Here is a 21,957-nt window from a genome sequence, read left to right as displayed (position 1 = left end):
TCCCGGAGAGAATCCACCTCCCCTTGGAAAGAAATGAGCAAATTTTACAGGGGGTGCCAAAAAGCCATGGCCTGCCTTCCCGATCGGCCCAGAGTGATTGCCATTGTCGGCCCCAATGCATGCGGCAAATCAGAGGCAGCCATTGCCCTTGCCGGGAGATTTCACGGCGAGATTATCTCGGCCGATTCCCGCCAGGTATACCGGGGGATGGATATAGGCTCCGGCAAGGTGGAGGGTGTCCCCTGCAGAGATGATGCCGTCACTATTGAAGCCCGGGGGAAGACCTTTCATGTGGTGCCCAGGCTTTCAGGGGGGATAGCGCACTGGCTTCTCGACATCGTCGAGCCCTCGGAACTATTTACCGTCGCTGAATACCTTGATCTGGCAGATTTCCTGATCAGTTCGATTGCCTTCAGGGACAGAGTCCCCTTCCTTGTGGGAGGGACAGGCCTCTATATCCGCGCCGTACTTGAGGGTTTTCAATTCCCCCCGGCAACGCCCGGGGGGGAAGGGGACTATGGGCGCTCAACACTTGAAGATCTCCAGAAGCGGCTCCTCACCCTTGACCCCGAAGCAGCGGCAATCATAGATGTGAAGAACAGGCGGCGCATCATAAGGGCGCTTGAAGTGCTGAGGCTCGGCGGTTCAATCGGATCCCTCCGGTGCACAAGGCCCGTGTTTTTTGAGGCTCTCACCATTGGAATAGCACTCCCAAGGGAGGTGGTAAGGGCACGGATTCTTGAGCGCCTGTCAAGAAGGCTCTCCGGCGGCATGATTGAAGAGGTGGAGAGCCTCATGGCCGGGGGGGTGGCAAGGGAGCGCCTCGAGGCATTCGGGCTTGAATACCGGTATGTTGCCCGTTATCTCAGCGGCGCGCTTTCCTTTGAGGCGATGAAGGAGAAGCTTTATACCGAGATCTGCCGCTTCGCGAAACGGCAGATGACCTGGTTCAGAAAATATGGGAGCGTAAGGTGGATTTCTGACTGGAGCGAGGCCGGGGCGATAGTTTCTGACTTCCTGGAGGAAGGAGCGCTTCCGGCTGACCAGAAAAGCTCCCGATAAGGGTCTTGCTCCCTGTCGAGGGGGGTGGCTTTTACTCCCTCTTGAGCTCATCCCTGCTGAACGAGTCCACCATGCGGTCCTTGAGGTCATGGAGCCTGTTGTGCACATCATGAATTGTGACAAGAGACTCTTTGAGGAGTTCGACATTTCCTTCCCTCAGGTGCTTGTCAGTTTTCTCCAGGGCTTCAAGCATGAGCCCCAGGATTTTTATAAAGGATTCCTTGCTCTCTTTCGCATTCTCTGAGGCATTTTCAGGGATCCTCATCGCTTCAATCTGTTCCTTCTGGAGTTTCACTGCCTCGACCAGCCAGTTGACCTTCACCTGGAACTGGCCCAGGGAATAGTGTCCCGAGCGGTATGCTTCAATCCATTTCAGGATACTGTCCACGGGCGATATGCTCGTCGTGGTGAGCAGGTCCTTCGGGGTATAGAGCTGGGAGTCGCAGGCCGGGCAGAACACGTCGTTTTCCGTGATTTGTGCCTTGCAGTAAGGACAGGTCAAAGGGCACCTCCTTCATTCACTCAGGTCTTTGATAGTTTCGCAGGAGCCTCTTCTTTTCCTGCAACTTGAGGAGGATATTTCCCGGCTCCTCTCTCCCCGGCGATGGTCCGGGAGGTCCAATGGGGCCGGATAAGGCGGGGCTCAGTGGAGGATTTTGCCATGCTCTGAAGAAATGTATGAAAATTCATATGATTCTGTGAGACATTTCTCCCGACTCCAGATTTTATGGATATAAACAAGGGCATGGTGTTTTTCTTCCGCAGGCGCGGTAATGATTCTCTGCCCTCCACAAGGAGCGGACCATGAAAAAGGAGCCCATTTCCTTCAAGGGAACAAGGATGGGAATAATGGTGAGCATGTCTGAAGAGGGCTTCTTTTCTGACATGCTCTCGCTCCTTTCGGAAAAAATACACTCAAACAAGCAGTTTTTTGATGGTTCTCCCGTGAGCTTTGACCTGGGCTGGCGCGAAGTGGAACAGGAAGACCTTGAGCGCCTTCTCGCCTTCCTTGAGAAACATTCACTGGCCCTTCAGGGGATAATCAGCACGTCTCTGGCCACGAGAAAAGTGGCGGAGCGCCAGGGAATAAAAGTGATCATAGGGAGGCTCGGTATCGCCGAGCATTACTCAAGAACTTCAAAAGGCGCTCCCGATCAGTCAAAGCCTTCGGAAAAGAGGCAATTTGAACAGAAAGAAGAGACTCTCATGCTCAGGAAGACCGTGCGGTCCGGGCAGAAGGTGGAGTTTCAGGGGAACGTGGTGATACAGGGCGATGTGAATTCCGGTGCCCAGGTTATTGCCCAGGGTGATATCATTATCCTTGGCACGCTGAGAGGGATTGCCCATGCCGGGGCGGGAGGAAACGCCTCGGCTGTGGTGATGGCCTTCGTGCTTGAGCCGACACAGCTCCGCATCGCTGATCATATGGCAATCACCAGCAATCTGCGCTCTCTGAAAAAAGGAGCCGCGGTGATTGCGAGCGTCGTCAATGGCCGAATCACGCTGGTGCCTTTCAGCGCCCGTGAGGGCAGTCACAGGTTATGAATGTGTCCGGGAAGAGACAGAGACAATATAAGAATATTTCAATGATGGTGCATAGCTGCGAGGAGGGATAGGATTGGGCAAGGTATATGTGGTAACCTCTGGGAAGGGTGGCGTCGGCAAGACGACGGCCACGGCAAATATCGGTACAGGTCTTGCGCTGATGGGTAAAAAGGTTCTTATGATTGATGCCGACATAGGCCTCAGGAACCTGGATCTCATACTTGGACTGGAAAACAGGATAGTCTATAACATTGTTGACGTGCTTGAAGGGAAGTGCCGCTCTTACCGGCAGGCCATTGTGAAGGACAAGCGCTCGCAGAATCTTTTCCTGCTTGCTGCTGATCAGAGCAAGGAAAAGGATGCCATTAATGCCGATCAGATGAAGCGCCTGTGCGCGACGCTGAGGGAGGATTTTGACTACGTAATGATAGACTGCCCCGCCGGCATAGAGCAGGGCTTCAAGAACGCCATTGCGGGGAGTGACGAGGCCCTCATAGTCACCAATCCCGAAGTTTCAGCCGTGAGGGACGCCGACAGGATAATAGGCCTCCTTGAAGCCGAGGAGAAGTTCAATCCCAGGATTGTACTGAACCGTTACAAGAAGGACATGGTAAAGAAAAACCAGATGCTCAGCGTCAAGGATGTGCAGGAGATTCTGGGCATAGAGATCCTGGGGATCGTGCCGGAGGATGAGAAAATCCTGAAAGCGTCAAACAAGGGAGAACCGGCAGTCTTTGACAAATCCTCAAAGGCCGGGAGCGCTTACAGGAGGATCGTGAGCAGGATTATTGATCCCAAGAGCTACCCCCTCTCTCCCCCGGGTGATGGGGGACTCTTTACCAGGCTTAAAAGACTGATTACCAAAAAGGATGAACTGCAGGGCTGACGGCCGGGAGCGCGTCCTTTTCAAAATTGCAGTGAGGAAGGAGCATGGGCAGATGCTGGAGTTTTTGACGAAATTTGACTTTTTCAACAGAATCTTCAAACGGAATGAATCGCGCCAGACGGCGAAAGAGAGGCTTCAACTCGTGCTTATCCATGACAGGGCCTCCGTATCCCCCCAGGTCATGGAAGACCTCAAAAAGGATCTGATAGAGGTGATCTCACGGTACCTGGAAATCGACAGAAGTGCCCTTGAAATCGGCATTGAGTCGAAAGACGGCGCAATTGCCCTGGCGGCCAATATTCCCATCAAGGAGATCAAGCGCAGCACCGCAAAGAAAAGCGGCACCGCCGAATCTGGCGGGGAAGGACCTTCAAAGACGGCTCACCGGGAGAAATCCCAGGCAGAGACCGGGAAAAAGGCAGTGGTAAAGGTGGAGACCCTCCGGAAGACGCGGGGATCTTCCGGGAGGAGGAAGACAAAGATGAAGCGTTTTACCGATAAGAAGGCAAAGAAGGAATAGGCTGATGTCCGCCTATAGGAGTGAGGCGTCTTGAACAGGGCCTGGTGGCACAAAATTGACTTTACTCTGGTTCTTGCCGTTTCTACGCTTGTTTTCATTGGGATCCTCATGATATACAGCGCCAACGGGAGAGAGCCGGATTCACTTTCCGAGGTCAAGAAGCAGCTTTTTTACTTTCTCACGGGCCTCGTGCTCATGGCGGTTTTTACCCTGGTAGACTATGAGCTCTGGGGAAGGACCTCCTGGTATATCTACGGCCTGACAATTGCGCTTCTGATAGCGGTGATGCTATTCGGCCATTCGGCCAAGGGCGCGCAGCGCTGGCTGTCGCTCGGGCCCATTGGCGCCTTCCAGCCTTCAGAGATGGCGAAGCTTGCGGTCATCATTACCCTTGCGCGGTTTCTCTCCCTGCATGACAGCTGGACTTCCAGGGATATCCTGAAGGCGCTCTTCTATATGCTCGTCCCTCTTGCGCTCATCTTCGTTCAGCCCGACCTCGGGACGGCCCTTGTGCTCCTGGCAGTCACCGCTGCCATGCTCTTCGCCATAGGGGTGAAGCCATGGATTCTCCTCTCAACGCTATGCGCAGGCCTCTTCACTGCCCCTTTCATCCTGAAGGAATACCAGAAGAAGCGCCTTCTCACCTTTCTCAATCCCGAGGCTGACCCTGAGGGAGCGGGGTGGAACCTTGTGCAGGCAAAGATCGCCGTCGGTTCGGGAAAATTATGGGGAAAAGGTATTTTTATGGGCACACAGAATAATCTGAACTTTGTACCGGAGCATTCCACTGACTTTATATTCACGGTCATAGGTGAGGAGCTCGGACTCGTTGGGGGAGTAGGAATACTTGTGCTCTATTTCTATGTGCTGTGGAAAGGGATTGCGATTGCCGAGAGCTCTCATGATCTTTTCGGCAGTCTTCTTGCTATAGGGATAGTCGCCATGCTGGGTTTTCATGTCTTTGTCAATATTGGAATGACCCTTGGCATAATGCCTGTGGCAGGGATACCGCTTCCTTTCGTGAGCTACGGGGGAAGCTCGCTCATCACCTCCATGGTGGCAATGGGGATGCTGGGCAGTATATATTTCCGCAGGGAGAGAATATTCTAGGAGAGGAGGGATTGCAGTGAACTCACTGGGTTTTGTGATGAAGTCGGGTCCTTATTCAAGCGCGAGGCTTGAGACACTCGCCAGGCTGGCGCTGGCCGCCAGGGAGAAGGGTGTGAAGGTGACGGTGTTTCTTGAGCTTGACGGAGTCTTTAATTCCCTTAAGGATCAGCTGTCCAGGGAAGCTCTCACGCTTCCCAAGGACAGGATAGCCGAAATGGCGGAAAAGGGCGTGGTTTTCTACCTCTGCAGCACCTGCAGCGCAGAGCGGGGTGTCCATGATTTGGATCTCCACGTAGAAGGGATGAAGGTGGGGAATATGGAAAATCTCTCTGCCATCCTGGGCGAAGCGGACAGGGTCATAACCCTCTGATGTCATCGCAGATTCGGGAGCGCATAAGGAAGGGAGCATAAACCATGGCGAAGAAGAATGTGGCACTTATGTTGAATCACTCACCTTACACAGGGAGTTTCTGCGAAGAAGGGCTTCGCGTCGCAGTAGGAACCCATATGGCGATAGAGGGCCAGTCAGTCAAGACAATCTGCATCGGTGATGGAGTCTATTTCGGCCTGGCAAGCCTGAAGCAGGGTGATTTTCTCAAGTACATAAAGATTTTCCAGGGGATGGGAATGGAGCTTTTCATCGAGGAGGATTCGCTCCGCGACAGGAATATCGCCAGGGAGCGCCTCCGTGACGATGCAAAGGTGGTTACGCGCTCCGAGATACTCTCGATCCTCAAGGATTCGGAACATGTCCTTTCATTTTAGCCTGTGACGGGAGGTGCCTCTTATGGCTCTTTATATTCTGGACAAGAATTACGGAGAGAACGCCGTTCCCTACCTCATGATGGATGAGGAGGCGAAGGTGCTGCTGATCCACGACGGCCTCTATCTTGATGCTGCAAAGATTCAGGGAAAAGAGGTCTATGTCTTCGAGAGCGAGGTCGAGGAGCGGGGGCTGGGAGCCCACCTCCCCGAGACTTACAAAAAAATCAGCTACGCCGAGGCTATCGATCTTTTCACCACGAACTCTCTCTTCAATTTCGCCTGACTCGGCAGGGAATGACTGTGGAAAGGGACGGACCGCGCTTTCAGCAAAAGCGGTGTCTGTCTTTTTTGTTTTCTCCGCGGTGCATTGTGAGGCCATGGGTTATTCTCCGGACCAGCGTGCATTGCCCTGCGGTGCATCGTGAGGCCGGGGGAAAATCTCCCGGCCAGCTGGAAATTTGCCTATGTCACGAATGCCGGCATAGGGGCAAATTTAGGCTGTCTTAGAGAATTTCCCCCGTCCTCTTGAGCATGCGCCAGGTTATAAAAAGCATTTTGTTGTCCTGGTGCTTTTTTCATAGACCAGGAACGGGGCCCCGCCTTCAGAGAGGGAGCCAGAGATGAAGGTGAGGTCGTGAGGCGCCGTGCCCCTGATGATGAGGTGTCCTTCGTGGACGCACCGCAGGTGGTGGGCCATGCAGAGGGTGATTCTGTTGTGAAGCTTGTCGCTTCCCCCGTGGGAGCGGAAGATGATGTGATGGGAATGGAGATTCCGGCGGCACCGGCAGCCGGGAGCCTGGCACTGGTAGCCATCGCGGGCAATGGTCCTGTGGTGGATATCCCGCTTCTCGGGGAGGTCCCAGGCGGCAAGGAAGGTGTCAAGGAGGGCCTCGATGAAGAGGGGGAGCTGCTGGCCGTCATTGACGGCCTCTTCCGGCCTGCCGGCAACCCAGAGCCTCGCGGCGTGGTTCCAGAGGGGAACGAGATCGCTTTTCAGGAAGAAGCGGATGAGGGAGACCCTCTCTGGAGGGTTTGACCCGAAGGTTCCTTCTTTTGGGATCTCTCCCGAGAGAATGGAGAGGATCTCGGAAAGCTCGGGGTGCTCACCGCCACAGGTGACCTGCCAGATGACGGAGGTGAGCCCATCCTGACAGGAGGGAGTTCCAGGCTCATGTGTACACATCTGGACTGCGGCATCCAAACCCATATCCCCATTGGGTTCCGTGGCATTTGAGAGTGCAGGGGAAATCCTCTTGACGGACCTCCCCGTGACGGCCACCTCGAAGGCTTCAGGGTGGATGTCCCACTTTTTGTGGACCGCCCTCTTCGCGAAGCAGAGAAACCCCTCGACCGCCTGGATGAGGGTGGCCACCGGGACCTGCTGTGCGTAGGAGAGCCACGCCCCCTGGACCCTGGTCCCCTCAATGAAGACCTTGGAGAGCAGGCGCGCCTGCTCAGGGGTGAGCTTCCCCTCCAGGACCAGGTCCAGCATATCAGGATACTCGAGATAACTCCTTTCCATTTTGATGAGTGAATAGGCGGTGCTGCGGGACATCCCGAGGCGCTCCCTGGTGTAGTGCCCGAGAGAGAGGAAGAGCATGTCCCTGTAGAGGCCGAAATTGTTGAGGGTCCGAAGGAGCCTCCCCTGGTAGAAGGAGAGGGAGTGGCGAAGCGCCGCCATCTTTCGGAGGCGGGCGACCGTCTCGAAAGGATCGGCAGCAGGAGGCGCAAGTGTCCCTCCAGGGGCCCCGACGGCGTTATCGGCATCGGGCCTGTGGCCTGCGAAAGCCTGGAACTCTTGGGGAAGCTCCACCGTGATGGGCTTCCAGGGCAGGAACTCCCACAGGTGCGACACCTCTTCGAGATCCTTGTGGACCTGCCGCGCAAGCTCCCTGTCCCGCTCTCCGAAGGAGGCCTCGTCATCAAGAGAGCCTATGGCACCCGCCAGGGCGCCAAGGAGAAGTGCCTTCTCCTCGATGGCGGGGGGAGCCCCTGTCTCCCCGCTCCCCTCGAGCGGCGCCGAAGCGATAAACTCGGCGAGAAGGGCCTCCACAAACGACTCCGAAGGGAGCTCCGCCTCCTCCATCCTAAGGAAGACCTCAAGGGCCCGATCCCACTTTGCCGCCACGGCGAGAGGAACTCTCACGCTCACGGAAGTGGAGCTGCCCTCCTCGTCGTCCTCTCCCGGTGCAAAAGAATCAATATCCTCCTTTCCCTGTGATTGCTCAGATTTGAAGCGGCGCGCCTCTTCCTCGAGACCCCGCACGGTGAGGCTCATGGCTTTTCGGAGCCACTCAGCCTCGGTCTCAGGAGTGACGACCTGGAAAAGATGCCGCAGCGCGCTCCTGCGGAGCCGCCCGCTCTCAAGGGCTTCTCTGATAAGGGGAAACTTCTGCAGGTCCTTCGCATTCCGCATAAGCTCATAACCGCTCCTGGATGAGATGCCCAGCTCCTCACGGACAAAATCAACGATACGGACATAGCCGAGCCTCTCGATCTTCCCGTGAAGGGAAGTAAGGGCCTCCCCGATGAGAAGGTCGAGTTTCGTACCCGCCTGGGAGAGGCACCAGAGGTTCCAGTCCAGGACCTCGCCGGTGAGATCGCGGAAGATGTGACGGCAGTTTGCCCGCGAGAGCACCTCGTCGGCGCCGTACGTGACGAGGGGGAGGCCGGGGAGCGCCTTGAAGACCTGCCCGCCCTCACAGACGGCCTCGTAGCCGGGATACTCGCGGATCACGCCGGTACTCACGACAATCCTCCTTTCATGCTGAGGGTATCTATAACAGGTCTCTTATGTATCTCATATTAATTATATCGCATAATAATCGGCATGTCAAAATTGCCTTCTGCAGAATACTATATGTACATTGGGTTTGAGAGTCATCATCACATGGCATCTGGAGCCTTGGAAAGGCCTGTTTTGTGATTTTTTTGCGCCTGGAGCCTGAAAGGCCACCCGGCGGAGAAAAATGCCGCTCTGCGTGAGTGTGGAGAGGTGCCTGCCCGGAAAGGGCTGAGTAGAAAAATATTTTGCAGGTAAGCGGTGAGCGAGGTGAATGAGGGGGCTCCTGTCACTATTCGGCAAACTGTGTCCAAGTATCATGAGGGGAAGCTCTATCCATATGCACGGGTGAGGCGGGCTCCCCGGTGAGTGTGGAAGATGGGGAACGGAGGTGGCGATGATGAGGAGATTGAGGTGGTCAGGATTACTGGTGTCTCTGCTCTTCGCGGCGGTATTTTATGGATGCGCGGGCAAGCCTTCTGCAGGTTCTTCCTCAGGCGCCAGACCCCCACACGCCACGCCGCAGGCTGGCTCTCCTTCCGTGGAGCCTTCTTCACGGGAAGAGTTTCAGGCAGCCCTGGATGATGGAATTGACAGGGTTCTTGATGGTGACTATAAGAAAGCCATAGCGCCCCTGCTCAAGGCGAAAGAGCTGAAGCCCCGGGAAGGGGAGGTGCGCTTCTGGCTATTTCTTGCCTATAAAAACACCGAATCAAGAATCACCCGGAGATCAAAGGCCTACATCGAGGCGCAGAATGTCATCGCCCTGCTGCCGGGGACGGCGAAGGCGGATCAGGCGAAGGAGTACTTGCGCTCGCTCACCCCGGTGCCTCAGCCCACTGCAATGACTCCCTTCAGCGCTTCAGCGTCATCACCTGGAAAGGCGCACCCTTCAGGCTGCCCTTTACCTCACCGGCCGGCAGAGTCCCCGGTGAAGCTTCAGCAGATGACTCCTCGGGCGCCGCAGAAGTCGGCTCATGTGAAGGCGCCCCCCCTTCCCGGGAAGGCTGCCGGCTCCACTTACACAGAAAATCCCATGCGGGGAGAGTTCATAAAGAAGCTCCAGGCCGAAGAGAAGAAAGAGCAGGATGCAGAGAAGGCCCGGATGGAGGCCGAAAAGGATCAGGCCGAGGCCTATGAGCGCGAAAAAGAGAGGGAAAGCAGGGAGGCCCGGGAACAGTCAAAACAATACTGGGATAATTACTGGAAAGCCCAGGAGGCGTCGCAGCGCCAGGTCGAAGCAGCTCAGAACTACGAGGTGCAGAAGGAAAGGAACAGGATCCTGCGCGAGTCCATTTACGCCACCCCCACGGTGACGCAGACCGTTGAGGTCTATGTGCGCCGGAGATGAAAAAGCTGATAATATTTATCAGAGAATATCTTACAGGTATGGGGATCTTTCGAAGCCGCAGGATGGAACTCCCGTGCTGCAGAAATATCTCTGAGATAGAGACCCGCTAGAAATATGGTACCTCATCTTGCCAGCATAAAGGAAGGGTTATTATGGCGCTATTCTGCCCGGAGTGCGGGAGAGAGAATTCTGAAACAGCGAGATTCTGTATCGGCTGCGGTGATACGCTCTCCTCTTCAAGCGCCCCGCTCCTTGACAGCCGCTACCGGGTCATAAAGACTATCAAATCCGGCGGCATGGGCTGTGTGTATAAGGCCATGGACACAAGACTTGATACCATTGTAGCCCTCAAGAAGATGCTTCCCTATTACTCGAGCTCCTCGGAGCTTAGAGAGGCTGCGGAGCGATTCAGGAAAGAGGCGAAGCTCCTCTCGCAGTTCCATCATGGCGGGCTTCCCAAGGTTATGGATTACTTCACTGCCCATAACCCCCTCACCGGTGATCCGGAATGTTACATTGTGATGACCCACATTGAAGGCAGCGATCTCGAGGCGATGCATAGGAAATCAGGCAGCAGGCCTTTCCCAGTGGGACAGGTGGTCGAGTGGTGCCTCCAGATCCTTGACATTCTCCATTATCTTCACACACGTATGCCGCCCCTGGTTTACCGTGATATAAAGCCGGCCAATATCATGATTGCTGAGGGCAAGGTTTTTCTTGTGGATTTCGGAGTAGCCCGTGTCTTCATCCCGGAGCATACGCTCACCGCCATAGGCACCGATGGCTATGCTGCCCCTGAGCAGTGCAGCGGCAGGGCAGAGCCACGGAGCGACCTCTATTCTCTGGGGGTGGTGATGCATTACCTTCTCACCGGTATCGATCCCCAGGCCGGCACAGACATTCCCTTCAAGCCCCTGTCGGAGCTTAACAAGGAAATACCAGAAGCCCTCAGCATCTTGGTCCTTTCGCTCGTGGAAAAAGAATCAGAAAAAAGGCCGCCTCATGCCATGGCGGTAAGAGACAGTCTCGTCTTGTTGAAAGATCAGCTCACTTCAACCGCTGTAAAAAAGAAAGCAGTCCCTCGGGTGAAAAAGAAAAAGGTCGCAACGGAGAAAGAAAGCAGGCCGCCCTCAAGGAAATACGCCACGATTTTCGATGCCGTTGAAAAAGGTGACACCGATGCCGTTCATGAGTTCCTGAAAAATGGCGTAAGACTTGTATATGAAGGGGGTTATGAAGTCTCTGAATATCGCTCTCTCATTGGAAAAGCGGTGGAGAAGGGTAATAAGGATATTGTAAAGCTTCTTATTGAGAATGGCGCTGACGTTAATAGCAGGTGCTTTGATAAAACCTGCATTCATGTAGCAATAGAAAATGAAGATATGGATATGATAAAGCTTCTGGTTGAAAACGGTGCCGATGTAAATGAAGATCATGGCCTCCTTGGCGCAAGTCCTCGCTCTGCCTGGCTGTTGACAGGGGGAATATTGAAATTGCAGAGTTCCTCATAAAACATGGTGCCGATGACCTCTCGCCAGGGAAAAAGCCTCATCTGCCACTCCGTTATGCGGTCAGCAAAGGTGATTTTGCTATGACCGCCCTTCTTCTTGAAAACGGTGCCAATGTAAATGATAGACCTCTTCCACCTCTTTATATCGCATTGAAGAATGGCCACAGTGAGATAGCGGCGCTCCTCATTGAGAAGGGTGCGGACGTCAATGCAGAGTATGAATATGGCTGGTCCCCTCTCCGGCAGGCTGCATATTACGGCAATAAGAAAATAGCGACTCTCCTCATTGAGAAAGGCGCGAACATCAATTACAAGAAGGGTGAATATGGCTGGTCCCCTCTCCGTGAGGCCATAACAAGAGGTCATTATAAATTAGCGACAGACCTTATAAAAAATGGAGCTGATATTAGTGGGGCAGAGCTGGTTAATTGGGGTTTCCCAGGGATGATTCAGAGCCAAGTAGGCTATATTGAAATGATGAGAATCCTTGCCACTAAGGGATTTGAATTTACTCTCTCAGTCGCTTCCAAATTAGGTGATGGAGATCTTGTCGAAGAACTGCTCAGTTCCCGGGATGATGCTTATGATTCACTGAATGAAATCCTTATAAAGGCTCTTTATGATGCTATAGGTTATGGCCAAGAGGAGATTGTGTTTCTTCTCATTGAAAAGATTCCAATAAACAAGGATTCCTCGATTTTTAAACATCTTCTTTTCGGCGCTGCAGCTCAATGTATGGAAAAATTGATGGTGTATCTTGTCAATCATGGTGCTGATGTTAATATGGGAAGGGAATCGGGCAGGGCTCTTCTCCATGAGGCTGCTCGTCACGGTCATACAAAGATTGTGGCGCTTCTGATTGAAAAAGGTGCCGTGATCGATGCGGCTGACAAAGAGGGCAAGACGCCTTTCTCTTGCGCACTGGAAAAAAACCACTTTGAAGTTGCACGACTGCTTGCTGATAAGGGAGTCCAATGCGATATCATAACCGCTTCACAAATTGGCTACACGAAAGGTGTTCAGGAGTTCCTTGATTCAGGGAATTATGACATCAATGAAAAGGATGAACGTGGCAGGACACTGCTTCATTTGGCAGTCATAGGCGGGCACGTGGAGGTGGTTGCCCTTCTTATCGAAAAAGGAACCGATATCAATGCAATAGATAAATACAGCGGGGAACCCCCACTTCATGCGGCAATCATAAACGGTCATGAAGATATGGCATCTTTCCTCATAGAAAATGGTGCAGATATTGATGCGCAGACTCCGCGTGGTGACCTTCCCATTCACCTGGCTGCAAAAAATGGGCATGAGAAAGTCGTCGCCCTGTTAATACAAAAGGGCGCTGATGTCAATACCATAGGTAAAAATGCCTGGGTCCCTCTCCATTGTGTGGCTTGGAGATGGAATGGCACTGAAAGGATGGCATCCTTCCTCATAGAGAATGGTGCAGACGTTGATGCATTATCGATAGATAGCAGAACTCACCTCAGTGTCGCTGCAGATTCGGGTAATGAAGAGGTGGCGGCACTTTTACTGGAAAAGGGTGCCAATGTAAATGCAAAGGATTCAAATGGGCAAACACCTCTTCATTATGCTGCAAAATATTATAAACCACGCGAAAATGATTTGGAGATTGCAAAACTGCTTCTCGAAAAAGGAGCTTTGCTCACTGAAGATATTGATAACCGAACACCGATTTATTGGGCAATGGTAAGGCAGAATGAAGAATTGATAGAATTTTTGGCTTCAGAAGGGGACAATATTAATCGGTTTGTTGATTATTACGAGAATGGCATGATTGGTCAAGTAATATTTGATAGTAATTACGAAGACGCAGTAGATCCCGATAAACTAATGAGAATAATCATATTCCTCATAGAGAAGGGATTTGATGTCTGCTATAACGAAAAAAATGGTGGTACTCTCCTACATTGGGCTCTCAGGTCTGAGACCTATAAAGAGGAACTTCCAGAGCTCACCAATCTTCTCATCAAGAAAGGTGTCGATGTCAATGCCGTTGATTATTACGGTTTTACCGCCCTTCACCTTGCCTTACAAACCTTTGATGATTACATAAATCTTGACTATATCAAGCTCCTTGTCAAAGGCGGAGCCGATGTGAATGCACAGGACAATGATGGAAATACTCCGCTCTATTATGCTGAAGATGAAGAGATCAGGTACTACCTGATTTCTGAGGGGGCTCTCTCGGAATAGGGCTTTAGCCTTACAAAAGTGCCTACAGCCTGTCCGCCAGAATCCGGCGGACACGGACGAAGCTTGGCAGGTGGTGTTCCAGAACGGCGGGCGTGAGCTTGCCGAGAAGATCGAAGGACCGCCTGCCCTTTTTATAAGAGTTGGAGCAGTTCCATGTCGCATGCGCCAGGTCTTCCTGAACTTCGTGGCGGGATCGCTGTTCTAAATTATCCAAGGGCGGCAGTGCTGATTCCAGCAGGCTCTTGTCATAATGCTCCTTCAGTGTGGCGCGGTCGGCAATAATCCAGGTTTCCATGCAGGTCGTCATGAATAGTACCTGATTATCCTCAGCCCCATCTGGTTTTTCCCATTTGCTGACGGTAGTAACATTATGGAGATGCTCCCAGGCTCGATTGATGTCTTCCATGGGCTCTTCGCTGTCAATCCAGAGTGCTATATATTCGTCGGAGGCACCTGCTCCATGGGCTCTTTTGAAATCTTCGAATGCGCTGTCCCGGCTTCCACAGGCAATCAGGCGAGGCATTCTTCCTCTGAAGCCGCAATTTTCAATGAGCCGGCGGAAGCCCTCACGGCAGCGCGTATGCAGTTCCTTCGAGTCACCCCCGCCTTCCAGGTAGATGTGCGCGCTCACCAGCGGGTCCCTCCGATCTGTCCCTTGGTCCACAGCTGGCCGAGCCGGTATTTTTCCAGCCATTTGGCCAGCTTGTCGCCCTCAAGGCGGCGCATCTCGGTCTGACCATCGTGCTTTTCGCACACCACCACGACTTCCGGCCGTTCCGACATGGCGTCCACAAGAATATCTGAATGGGTGGTGATGATGAGCTGTGTTCGCTGCGACGCTTCCACCAGCAGGTCTGCGAGCTTTGGGAGGATGTCAGGATGGAGGCCCAGTTCAGGCTCCTCAATGCAAATCAGCGGGGGAGGCTTGGGATCGCAGAGAATCGCGAGCAGGCAGAGGTACCGCAGAGTGCCGTCTGAAAGCCGCGTTGCGGGAATGGAGAAATCCCCTTCTGTGAAGAATACCTGGACACTGCCGCCCTCCACGACCACGTCAAAGTCAGTCAGCCCCTCATAGAGATCCCTCAGCCCCTCCAATATTGCTTTTTTTGTCTTAGGCGTCTTGCGCAGACGGCTCAGAAAAAGTCCCAGGTTGGAGAAATCCTCTTCCAGCCTGTCGTTGCGCATATCCGCCTTTTGAGCTTCACGGAACACCATGTTCCGTCCGAAAACCCATTCACGGTAAATACGAAACTTTTCATAGACATCGGCCAGGTAAGTGATTTCAGGATACAGCTCCGGGTCGCGGCGCTGTGCAAGAATCGACTCCTGGAAATTCACCTTGTCCGGCGCGAGCTTCCGCTCACCCTTGAAGGTGGTGCTTATGACAGGGTTTCCATTCTGGAAGCGGTAGAAGAAAGATTCTTGATTATTGTTCTGGTGTGCCCCTTCATTTTCTATCCGCTCATCATGGAGCCAGAAACGCTGGCTATTATCACTGAATTCAAAGGTGTGCCGGATATGACTGTTTCCACCGGGATAGTTCACTGACAGTTCGACGGTGGCATGCCGGTCTTTTGCCCCTTTCCATATCCAGTCCTGGACTCCGCCGCCCCGCCGGAGAACGCCAGGAATGTCGGCGTTCGAGGTCGTCTGCGAAGATACGGGCGCCGCCCTCATAAGCGCAAGTGCCTCGATGAGATTTGATTTCCCTGCACCATTGGGCCCAATCAGCACATTGAGGCTCATCAGCTCGAGCTCCCGGGTGTCAGGGCCGAATGAGAGCAGGTTGCAGGGTTTTATCTTCCGGAGTATTCCGGGATTTGGATTGACTGTGTGTTCCATAAGGGACCTTTTCGTTACCACACTGGTTATTTTATGGATTGCTTATTTTCTGCATGGTAATAACGGAGGCTTTCCTGTCTTGATATCAGTTTCGACATCATCGTGGTTCATTCCCTCTCCACTGGAGGAGTTCGCAATGAAGGAAATTCTTCTAAAAATCCTGCCATTACGGACATTATCGTGGTCTGCTCTGAATCTTCACCGGTGAGGTGTTCCCCTCCTCTTGCCAAACCCCGGTGAGTTTGCTATACTAAAGGTGACAGCAAAAAATGAATACAGTGCGAGAAGTTAAAATATCGGGGAGGCGACCACAATGGGAGGAAACATGATAGAGGGCCCGGGATATTTGCAGCAGTCCGGCTATTACGGGGGGGTTGCCTCTCAGCAGCGCCTCCAGGAGCGGCAGAGCATCCTTGCGGACAATGCCCTTTGTCCTATCGCCCAGCCCTCAATGGATGAGATCTCGGGGCTCCAGGGATATTATAACGGCTGCCTGGGCTCGATAAACCAGCTCCGCTACGGCAACGCGCTCCCCGACCTTCAGTCGATGATGATGCAGAACCCCCAGATGATGATGTTTATGATGATGTACCAGCAGATCCAGATGCAGAACATGATGCTCATGATGATGCTCATGATGCGCCAGAACGGCATGTCTCCCGATATGATCTCCCGGATGCTCAACGGAGGGGGAAACAACTGCGGGAACAGTGGGAACTACGGGAATTATGGGAACCAGGGTAGTCCCTATGCGAGCGGCTCCTCCTATTCAGGGGGTGTCTGCAACAACCCTGACAAGCAGAAGACAAGCGAGATCCTGGAAAATACCGCGAACAAGTACGGCATCCCTCCCGACATTCTCAAGGGGATTGCCTGGCAGGAGAGCCGCTGGAACAACAGCTGCGTCGGCGACGGCGGCAAGAGCTTCGGCATGATGCAGATCTACACGAGCGCCCACCCTGATTACAAAGTCCAGGAGGGCAAAAACGACGTGGCTTACAACATTGAATATGCTGCCAAGTTCCTCAGAAATCTCTATGACCAGACAGGGAGCTGGGAGAAAGCCGTGGAGCGCTATAATGGGAGCGGACCCATGGCGCGGAAATATGCCTCATCGGTGATGGGCCATGTGCAGAACAAGCCCTGGCTTGCCTGAGCCCTAGCCCTTGATCACCGCCAGAGGCCTGAGCTTTACCACTTTCCGGCAGAGCCCCGACCCCGCCATTATCTCCACGACCTGCGATACATCCTTGTAAGCGTCGGGCATCTCTTCCACGAGGGTCTCCATGCTTGCCGCCTTGACGGAAATCCCTTTCTCCCTGAGCTCATCGACGATTGATCGCCCCCTGGCCACCTTTTTCGCCTGGCTCCTGCTCAACACCCTTCCTGCTCCATGGCAGGAGCTCCCGAATGATTCCTCCATGGCTTTTTCCGTTCCCAGGAGCACGTAGGAGCACCTGCCCATGTCGCCGGGAACAAGCACCGGCTGCCCTATCTCGGCGTAAAGGGCGGGAATTTCGCGGTGGTGAGGCGGGAAAGCCCTTGTAGCGCCCTTGCGGTGCACGCATAGCTTCTTTATCACGCTGCCGACCCGGTGAGATTCGATTTTTGCCACGTTGTGGGCCACATCGTAGAGAAGCTTCATTGCGAGGTCGCGGGGCGACCGGTGGAACACATGCTGGAATGTCTCCCTTACCCAGTGGGTGATAAGCTGCCTGTTTGCAAAGCCGAAATTGGCCGCGGCGGCCATGGCGGCAAGGTATTCCTGCCCCTCTTTCGAGGTGATGGGCGCGCAGCAGAGCTGCCTGTCGGGGAGCATGATCCCGTATTTTCTTGAGGCGTCAAGCATTTTCACCAGGTAGTCATCGCAGACCTGGTGGCCCAGCCCCCGCGAGCCCGTGTGAATGAACACGGTGACCTGGTTCTTGAAGAGGCCCATGACGTTGGCAGCCCTCTCGTCAAAGACTTCCTGCACGACGCCCACTTCCACGAAATGATTTCCCGAGCCGAGGGTCCCGAGCTGGTCTTTCCCTCTCTCGTAGGCTTTTTTTGAGACAATATCGGGATCGGCACCAGGGATGGAGCCATTTTCTTCAATAAAATCCTTATCGGAGCTCTCACCCTGGCCGCTCTCGATGACCCACCGGGCTCCCTTCCTCAGGACCCCGTCAAACTCTTTCCTGGAGAGCTTCAGATCCTTGCGATGCGAGCCTACGCCCGAGGGGATGTTCTGGTAGAGTGCATTGACAAGCTTGTCAAGAGAGCTCTTGATATCGGCGCGATCAAGTGAGGTCGTCATGAGCCTCACCCCGCAGTTGATATCGTAGCCCACACCTCCGGGGGAGACCACGCCCTTTTCCATGTCAAAGGCCGCCACGCCGCCAATGGGGAACCCGTAGCCCCAGTGAATATCAGGCATGGCCATGGAGTTTCCCACGATACCGGGCAGGCACGCCACGTTGATGACCTGCTGGAGGCACTGGTCTTGGCGGAGGTCCTCCAGCATCTTCTCATCGGTATAGATCAGGCCGTCGGTCTGCATTGCCCCCGAGCGGGCGATACGGAACCTGAACTCGTCAATTTTTTCAAAGTTTTGTGCGCTCATAAGCGCCCCCCCTCTTCAAAGATCAAGAATTACACGGGCCTCCCAGAGGCCATTCCTTTTTGCAATCTCCATCCCATGGTAGGTCACTGCCTTCACGAGGGTGTGAATCCTGTGGCGCTCCCCCTTGTAGCTCTCGCCTTCAGCCAGGGCAATGAGCTTTCCCCCTCTCACCGAGAGGACGGAAAAGCGGCAGAGCAAAAGGTGCTCCGCCTCATGAAGGTAGAGGAGTTCTGAGAGCCACCTCACGAAGAGCTCTTCCCTGTCAAAGCAGGAGAGTGAGATTTCCCTCCTGATGCGCTTTCTCACCAGCGAGAGGTCTGCCATGAAGTCGAAAAGGGCAAATCCCCCATGGGCAAAAAGCTCTTTAAGGGTTTTTCCGCAGATTATGAGGCCTGTATCTGCCGTATGCTCAAAAGTGCGGTATACCGCCGGCAGAGGAATGTCACTCATATTTCCCGCCCTCCCTGAGGTAATGGCATCCCCTGCTTTCCTTGTTCTGAAGAGCCTGCTCTATGATGAGCCTTGCCACTATTATGGCGTTTCTCAGCTCTATGAGGCCCCTGGTAAGGGCCGACTCCTTGTAGAATTTCATGATCCGGTGGTGAAGGTAGTTCATGTCCGAATAAGCTCTTGAGAGCCTTTTACGGGTTCTCACGATGCCTGCGTAGTTCCACATGGTGGTCTTGATGGTGTGCCAGTCCTGGAGGATAAGCACGGGGTCCATATCCTCCTCCCAGGAAGGCGACTGCCAGCCGGGGACCTCGTCAAAGGCAACGGAATCCCTGGAGAACTGCTCACAGATCCTCCGGGCCGCCCTTATTCCCCATACCAGCCCTTCCAGCAGGCTTACGCTTGCGAGCCTGTTGGCGCCGTGCACTCCGCTGCACGCGGTCTCGCCTACCGCGTAGAGATTCTTGACGGTCGTTTCCCCATGGAGGTCAGTCTTCACCCCTCCGCAGAAGTAGTGGGCCACAGGCACCACCGGTATGGGCTCTTTCGTGATATCAATCCCGTATTCCCTGCATTTCCTGAAGATGGTGGGGAAGCGCTTTTTGATATCAAGCCCCTCCTTTTTGTAATGGGCGATGTCCAGAAGGACATAATTGTCACCTGATGCCGTCATCTCCTCGTGAATGGCCCTGGAGACCACGTCGCGAGGCGCCAGGTCCCCCAGGTCGGGAGCGAATTTCTTCATGAAAAGCTCGCCGCGCTTGGTGAGAAGGCGGGCGCCCTCGCCGCGGAGGGCTTCCGAGATCAGGAACCTCTCGTCATCTCTTGAAAGAAGGGCCGTGGGATGAAACTGCACGAATTCCGCGTTGATGATCCTCGCTCCGGCCCGGTACGCCATGGCCACTCCATCACCGGTGGCACAGTGGGGGTTTGTCGTATGGAGGTATACCTGCCCGATGCCTCCCGTGGCGAGGATCACCGAGGAGGCAAAAAAGGTCTTCACCTGGCCCGTCGCGAGATCGAGGATATAGGCGCCGCAGCATATGTCGTCTTCGTAGATCCTTGCATAGTTTTTTGAGTGGTGGGGGAAGGTGATGAGATCGATGGCCTGGTGGGAGCAGAGCAGGTTTATGTGCCTATGGGAGGAGAGTCTTTCTATAAGCTGTGACTCTATCTGAGAACCCGTTGCGTCCCTGTAGTGATAGATTCTTCTCCGGGAATGGGCGGCCTCCCTGGTGAGATCGTAGGCGCCTCCCTTGTCCCTGTCGAATTTCACCCCGGCCATCCTGATGAGGAAGTCACTCAAAAGGCCGGGCCCTTCGGCGGTGACGGCATCGACTGCCTCTTTGTAGCAGTAGTGATCTCCGGCCTGCATGATATCCCTGGCAAGCAGCTCGGGGCTGTCGTCATTCCCGAGTCCTGCGATCCCTCCCTGGGCATACCATGTGGAGCTTTCCCCCGGCTCTCTCTCCTTGGTGACAAGGGTGACCTCGAGGCCCTCTCCTGCAAGCATCAGGGCAGCACTTGCCCCCGAGATCCCGCTTCCTATGATAAGCACATCGCTATGGTGGCGGGCGCTTTCAGATTGTGTCATAGTGTGCTCCTGTCCTGGCGGAATGGTGAATAGCCTTCCAGGCCCTGAACCCCTTATTCCAGTGAGGATTTGCTCGTCGGGCACTCAGGTATATATTATCTTACCGTGAGGGACTCTCCTTCATGGCCTGTTCCCTCTCTCCCTGTTTTGACCTCCCACCGCTCCCTTTTCTTCGCTTCTTAGAGGAAATTTTGCTCCCATGTATAAGTACTCATGGTTTCGGAAAAAGAGATATTCCGTTTTTTTTTCACACCCCATATCTTCCCAGAAAGGGATTGATGCCGTGAAAGAGATGGAGATTCAGAAAAGAGAAGTACTGGGTATTGCCATCCTGGATTTGAAGGGCGAAGTTGACATATACAGCAGCGAGGAGCTCAAGCATCTCCTTGAGGAGCTCTCCGAGTCCAGGGAATCCCTTCTGCTGAATGTCTCAAATACCGATTATATTGACAGTTTCGGCCTCTCTCTCCTGATATCGTTCAGGAAGAAAATGGGAAAGCAGGGAAAGCGCTTTGGACTCTGCTGTCCCCAGAGCTACGTGAGAAGGATCCTCAACCTCACCAAGCTCTATGATTTTCTCTCCGTCTATGAAAGTGAAGAAAAAGCCATAGAGGATATCAGCCGTTCCAAGGCAGCGGTTGCCGGTGAGCTTGAACCAACGATCTCTCTTCAGAGTGATGAACGGTCTTGAAGGGAAAGTGCGCTCGTATATTTCCTTGAAATGGCAAGGTGGTGCAGGTGCCTGAACACCGGAGTCTCAAAGCGCTTTCATGCGACAGGCCTCTTCTCGCCTTATGGAAGAAAAGCTCATGGCATGCCCGCGTGCTGAGCGTCCATGAGAGGGCCCTCAACCTCATTGACCCAGGGGGCACCATGGTCACGCTCCTCACTTCGACCCCCTATAACGGCCCTTCAAGGATTCTCATCGAGGGCCCCTGCTCCTTCGCAGGAATCGGTATCGCACCGGGAGACCGCTTTTCATGTGACGGCGCCGAGCTCTGCCACCACACGAGAAAAATAGTGATTGCCCTCTCTCCCCCGCCGGCCATGACAGTCTGGTCAGGCAGGCCGGACAGGCGCCGGTCGCCCCTCGCAGGCAAGGGAATCAAGCGGAACGCAGCACGTCTTGCCAGATTCCTCCTCGCCCGCAGCGGCGGCGAGACAGGCGATCTGGTGTCCGAAAGCATATGCAGGGCAGGGATGTCGGCGGTAAGCTCTCACAGGGATGCCCTTTCACCGGCTAATGAGCTGATAAGCGCTCTCTGCGATGACCTTTCCAAGGGAATTGCCTCAGGGGATCCCGGGCAGGCGCAAAGGGCCGCGCAAAGACTTCTTGGCCTGGGGAAGGGTCTCACGCCTACAGGAGATGATATCCTGCTGGGCTTTCTGGGGGGGCTCTCGATGATGAAATACCACGGTTTTGCGCTCAGCGCCACAGCCGTCAGCTTTCTCCGGTGGTTTGGGAGTTTTATCGAGGGTGCAGGAGAGCTTACGACCCTCATAAGTTGCCAATTTCTCCGGTGGGCGGCTCAGGGAAGGCTCTCTGAGGAGCTCATGGACCTGACCGGGGAGCTTCTTGAGAGCAAAGAGCCCGATCTGGAAAAGCGCGCCTCATGGTTTCTCTCGATGGGAGCCTCTTCGGGAAGGGAAATACTTCTGGGCGTGGCTCTTGGAATGTCTGCCGGTGGTTCCGGCTCTATTCTATAGCGAAAGAG

At 54.1% G+C, this 21,957-nt stretch carries 21 protein-coding genes; 14 read left to right on the top strand and 7 right to left on the bottom strand.

Features of this window, described 5'->3' with window-relative positions:
* Window positions 1–66 precede the first annotated feature (66 nt).
* The gene (locus RDV48_04300) at window positions 67–1,062 is read left to right on the top strand and encodes a tRNA (adenosine(37)-N6)-dimethylallyltransferase MiaA (protein ID MDQ7821997.1); all 996 of its coding nucleotides are present in this window, start codon (window positions 67–69) and stop codon (window positions 1,060–1,062) included.
* A gap of 31 nt (window positions 1,063–1,093) precedes the next feature.
* On the opposite strand, the gene RDV48_04295 is transcribed toward RDV48_04300, so the two are convergent.
* Entirely contained in the window at window positions 1,094–1,564 is a 471-nt protein-coding gene (locus RDV48_04295) for a hypothetical protein (protein MDQ7821996.1), read from the bottom strand.
* Window positions 1,565–1,866: 302 nt separating this feature from the next.
* Between RDV48_04295 and minC the strand changes: the two genes are divergently transcribed.
* From minC to RDV48_04260, 7 genes are all read left to right on the top strand, one after another.
* Entirely contained in the window at window positions 1,867–2,607 is a 741-nt protein-coding gene (gene minC / locus RDV48_04290; protein MDQ7821995.1) for a septum site-determining protein MinC, read from the top strand.
* Between the two features lie 73 nt (window positions 2,608–2,680).
* Window positions 2,681–3,493: a septum site-determining protein MinD gene (gene minD, locus RDV48_04285; GenBank protein ID MDQ7821994.1), complete on the top strand. Its 813-nt coding sequence runs from the start codon at window positions 2,681–2,683 to the stop codon at window positions 3,491–3,493.
* A 52-nt stretch (window positions 3,494–3,545) separates the two neighbouring features.
* Window positions 3,546–4,013 carry a cell division topological specificity factor MinE gene (gene minE / locus RDV48_04280; protein MDQ7821993.1) on the top strand — a complete coding sequence of 156 codons (468 nt, stop codon included), beginning with the start codon at window positions 3,546–3,548 and terminating at the stop codon, window positions 4,011–4,013.
* Window positions 4,014–4,043: 30 nt separating this feature from the next.
* Window positions 4,044–5,123 (top strand): rod shape-determining protein RodA, encoded by a 1,080-nt coding sequence (rodA, locus tag RDV48_04275; GenBank protein MDQ7821992.1) that lies wholly within the window; start codon window positions 4,044–4,046, stop codon window positions 5,121–5,123.
* Window positions 5,124–5,139: 16 nt separating this feature from the next.
* Window positions 5,140–5,493: a DsrE family protein gene (locus RDV48_04270; GenBank protein ID MDQ7821991.1), complete on the top strand. Its 354-nt coding sequence runs from the start codon at window positions 5,140–5,142 to the stop codon at window positions 5,491–5,493.
* A gap of 44 nt (window positions 5,494–5,537) precedes the next feature.
* The gene (locus tag RDV48_04265; GenBank protein MDQ7821990.1) at window positions 5,538–5,888 is read left to right on the top strand and encodes a DsrE family protein; all 351 of its coding nucleotides are present in this window, start codon (window positions 5,538–5,540) and stop codon (window positions 5,886–5,888) included.
* 22 nt (window positions 5,889–5,910) lie between these two features.
* The gene (locus tag RDV48_04260) at window positions 5,911–6,171 is read left to right on the top strand and encodes a hypothetical protein (GenBank protein ID MDQ7821989.1); all 261 of its coding nucleotides are present in this window, start codon (window positions 5,911–5,913) and stop codon (window positions 6,169–6,171) included.
* A gap of 258 nt (window positions 6,172–6,429) precedes the next feature.
* Here the strand turns inward: RDV48_04260 and RDV48_04255 are convergent, their stop codons facing one another.
* Complete coding sequence (locus RDV48_04255; protein MDQ7821988.1) at window positions 6,430–8,637, bottom strand: hypothetical protein; 2,208 nt, start codon at window positions 8,635–8,637, stop codon at window positions 6,430–6,432.
* A gap of 430 nt (window positions 8,638–9,067) precedes the next feature.
* Here RDV48_04255 and RDV48_04250 point away from each other — a divergent pair, with 430 nt between their 5' ends.
* The 3 genes from RDV48_04250 (at window position 9,068) to RDV48_04240 (ending at window position 13,751) form a co-directional block, all read left to right on the top strand.
* Window positions 9,068–10,021 (top strand): hypothetical protein, encoded by a 954-nt coding sequence (locus tag RDV48_04250; GenBank protein MDQ7821987.1) that lies wholly within the window; start codon window positions 9,068–9,070, stop codon window positions 10,019–10,021.
* Between the two features lie 152 nt (window positions 10,022–10,173).
* The gene (locus tag RDV48_04245) at window positions 10,174–11,532 is read left to right on the top strand and encodes a protein kinase (GenBank protein ID MDQ7821986.1); all 1,359 of its coding nucleotides are present in this window, start codon (window positions 10,174–10,176) and stop codon (window positions 11,530–11,532) included.
* Window positions 11,487–13,751, top strand: coding sequence for an ankyrin repeat domain-containing protein (locus tag RDV48_04240; protein ID MDQ7821985.1), 2,265 nt, complete (start codon window positions 11,487–11,489; stop codon window positions 13,749–13,751). The genes RDV48_04245 and RDV48_04240 overlap by 46 nt, the downstream gene beginning before the upstream one ends.
* A gap of 22 nt (window positions 13,752–13,773) precedes the next feature.
* On the opposite strand, the gene RDV48_04235 is transcribed toward RDV48_04240, so the two are convergent.
* Both RDV48_04235 and RDV48_04230 read right to left on the bottom strand, forming a co-directional pair.
* Window positions 13,774–14,382 carry a DUF4276 family protein gene (locus RDV48_04235; GenBank protein MDQ7821984.1) on the bottom strand — a complete coding sequence of 203 codons (609 nt, stop codon included), beginning with the start codon at window positions 14,380–14,382 and terminating at the stop codon, window positions 13,774–13,776.
* Window positions 14,379–15,593 carry an AAA family ATPase gene (locus RDV48_04230; protein ID MDQ7821983.1) on the bottom strand — a complete coding sequence of 405 codons (1,215 nt, stop codon included), beginning with the start codon at window positions 15,591–15,593 and terminating at the stop codon, window positions 14,379–14,381. The genes RDV48_04235 and RDV48_04230 overlap by 4 nt, the downstream gene beginning before the upstream one ends.
* A gap of 313 nt (window positions 15,594–15,906) precedes the next feature.
* On the opposite strand from RDV48_04230, the gene RDV48_04225 reads away from it, so the two are divergent.
* A complete protein-coding gene (locus RDV48_04225) occupies window positions 15,907–16,749 on the top strand; it encodes a lytic transglycosylase domain-containing protein (GenBank protein MDQ7821982.1) in 843 nt (280 codons plus the stop codon).
* 3 nt (window positions 16,750–16,752) lie between these two features.
* On the opposite strand, the gene RDV48_04220 is transcribed toward RDV48_04225, so the two are convergent.
* From RDV48_04220 to nadB, 3 genes are read right to left on the bottom strand one after another with little or no spacing between them, the layout of a single operon-like run.
* Window positions 16,753–18,198 (bottom strand): RtcB family protein, encoded by a 1,446-nt coding sequence (locus RDV48_04220; GenBank protein ID MDQ7821981.1) that lies wholly within the window; start codon window positions 18,196–18,198, stop codon window positions 16,753–16,755.
* A gap of 15 nt (window positions 18,199–18,213) precedes the next feature.
* Window positions 18,214–18,648 carry an archease gene (locus RDV48_04215; GenBank protein MDQ7821980.1) on the bottom strand — a complete coding sequence of 145 codons (435 nt, stop codon included), beginning with the start codon at window positions 18,646–18,648 and terminating at the stop codon, window positions 18,214–18,216.
* Window positions 18,641–20,242 carry an L-aspartate oxidase gene (gene nadB, locus RDV48_04210; protein MDQ7821979.1) on the bottom strand — a complete coding sequence of 534 codons (1,602 nt, stop codon included), beginning with the start codon at window positions 20,240–20,242 and terminating at the stop codon, window positions 18,641–18,643. Before nadB ends, RDV48_04215 begins: the two co-directional genes overlap by 8 nt.
* Before the next feature lie 292 nt (window positions 20,243–20,534).
* Between nadB and RDV48_04205 the strand changes: the two genes are divergently transcribed.
* On the top strand, window positions 20,535–20,933 hold the full coding sequence (locus tag RDV48_04205; GenBank protein ID MDQ7821978.1) for an STAS domain-containing protein: 399 nt from the start codon (window positions 20,535–20,537) through the stop codon (window positions 20,931–20,933).
* Between the two features lie 47 nt (window positions 20,934–20,980).
* Window positions 20,981–21,949, top strand: a complete 969-nt coding sequence (locus tag RDV48_04200) for a DUF2877 domain-containing protein (protein MDQ7821977.1) — start codon at window positions 20,981–20,983, stop codon at window positions 21,947–21,949.
* Window positions 21,950–21,957: the final 8 nt, after the last annotated feature.

Source organism: Candidatus Eremiobacterota bacterium (assembly GCA_031082125.1).
Classification (GTDB): domain Bacteria; phylum Vulcanimicrobiota; class CADAWZ01; order CADAWZ01; family Ess09-12; genus Ess09-12.
Note: the sequence above shows the minus strand (reverse complement) of the source record. Positions and strands in the feature narration are given on the sequence as shown.

Coding starts and splice junctions, on each gene's coding strand:
- RDV48_04300 (MDQ7821997.1), top strand. CDS start 67: ATGGCCTGCCTTCCCGATCGGCCCAGAGTGATTGCCATTGTCGGCCCC.
- minC (MDQ7821995.1), top strand. CDS start 1,867: ATGAAAAAGGAGCCCATTTCCTTCAAGGGAACAAGGATGGGAATAATG.
- minE (MDQ7821993.1), top strand. CDS start 3,546: ATGCTGGAGTTTTTGACGAAATTTGACTTTTTCAACAGAATCTTCAAA.
- RDV48_04265 (MDQ7821990.1), top strand. CDS start 5,538: ATGGCGAAGAAGAATGTGGCACTTATGTTGAATCACTCACCTTACACA.
- RDV48_04260 (MDQ7821989.1), top strand. CDS start 5,911: ATGGCTCTTTATATTCTGGACAAGAATTACGGAGAGAACGCCGTTCCC.
- RDV48_04250 (MDQ7821987.1), top strand. CDS start 9,068: ATGATGAGGAGATTGAGGTGGTCAGGATTACTGGTGTCTCTGCTCTTC.
- RDV48_04245 (MDQ7821986.1), top strand. CDS start 10,174: ATGGCGCTATTCTGCCCGGAGTGCGGGAGAGAGAATTCTGAAACAGCG.
- RDV48_04230 (MDQ7821983.1), bottom strand. CDS start 15,593: ATGGAACACACAGTCAATCCAAATCCCGGAATACTCCGGAAGATAAAA.
- RDV48_04225 (MDQ7821982.1), top strand. CDS start 15,907: ATGGGAGGAAACATGATAGAGGGCCCGGGATATTTGCAGCAGTCCGGC.
- RDV48_04220 (MDQ7821981.1), bottom strand. CDS start 18,198: ATGAGCGCACAAAACTTTGAAAAAATTGACGAGTTCAGGTTCCGTATC.
- RDV48_04215 (MDQ7821980.1), bottom strand. CDS start 18,648: ATGAGTGACATTCCTCTGCCGGCGGTATACCGCACTTTTGAGCATACG.
- nadB (MDQ7821979.1), bottom strand. CDS start 20,242: ATGACACAATCTGAAAGCGCCCGCCACCATAGCGATGTGCTTATCATA.
- RDV48_04205 (MDQ7821978.1), top strand. CDS start 20,535: ATGGAGATTCAGAAAAGAGAAGTACTGGGTATTGCCATCCTGGATTTG.